Source organism: Brucella tritici, assembly GCF_008932295.1.
GTDB lineage: Bacteria > Pseudomonadota > Alphaproteobacteria > Rhizobiales > Rhizobiaceae > Brucella > Brucella tritici.
Map to the genome: position 1 here is coordinate 1 of NZ_WBWA01000088.1, position 785 is coordinate 785.

The following is a 785-nucleotide window of genomic DNA, read 5'->3' on the forward strand; positions in this document are numbered from 1 at the left end:
TCTCCACGCAAGGAACGAAAAGCCCGTGTGCTGCCGGCGAACCTGCCGCGTGTCGAGCGTGTGATTGAGCCTTTAAGCATTGCCTGTCCCTGTGGCTGTGGCGATATGGTTCGCATCGGCGAAGACACGACGGAACGGCTTGATTACATTCCGGCCAGCTATCGGGTAATCGTCACGATCCGCCCGAAATATGCCTGCCCCAAAGGACGCACAGGAGTGGTTCAGGCCAAAGCGCCGGCGCATTTGCTGGAAGGCAGTTGGCCTACAGAAGCGCTATTGGCGCAGATCGCTGTCTCCAAGCATTCCGAACATATGCCGCTGAACCGACAGGCGGTGGTCATGGCCCGACACGGGGTTCCGATTGACCGTTCTGTTCTAGCCGACTGGATGGGGCGCACAGGCGCTCTGATCGCGCCGGTCGTGGACCACATGGCGATGATGCTGAAGCAGGACTGTTCGCAGCTTTATGTCGATGAAACAACGGCCCCGATATTGGATCCGGGGCGCGGCAAGACGAAGACCGGTTATCTTTGGGCGGTTCTACGCGATGACCGGGGCTGGGGCGGGTCTGCGCCGCCGGGTGTGGTGTTCCATTATCGACCTGGACGTAGCGGCGAATATGCCGCTGAAATCCTCGATGGCTTCAATGGCACAATCCAGGTCGATGCCTATGGTGGATATTCCCACCTCGCCACGCCGAAGCGCGCGGGCGGCGATCCGTTGCGACTGGCATTTTGCTGGGCACATGGTCGTCGAAAGCTCATCAAGGCAACACCCAAAAAAGG

Annotated in this window: 1 protein-coding gene; it reads left to right on the forward strand. The window is 59.5% G+C overall.

Features of this window, described 5'->3' with window-relative positions; translation table 11 throughout:
- The coding region (gene tnpC / locus F9K91_RS25550; RefSeq protein ID WP_151679080.1) for an IS66 family transposase at positions 1-785 on the forward strand (785 nt) is incomplete at both ends.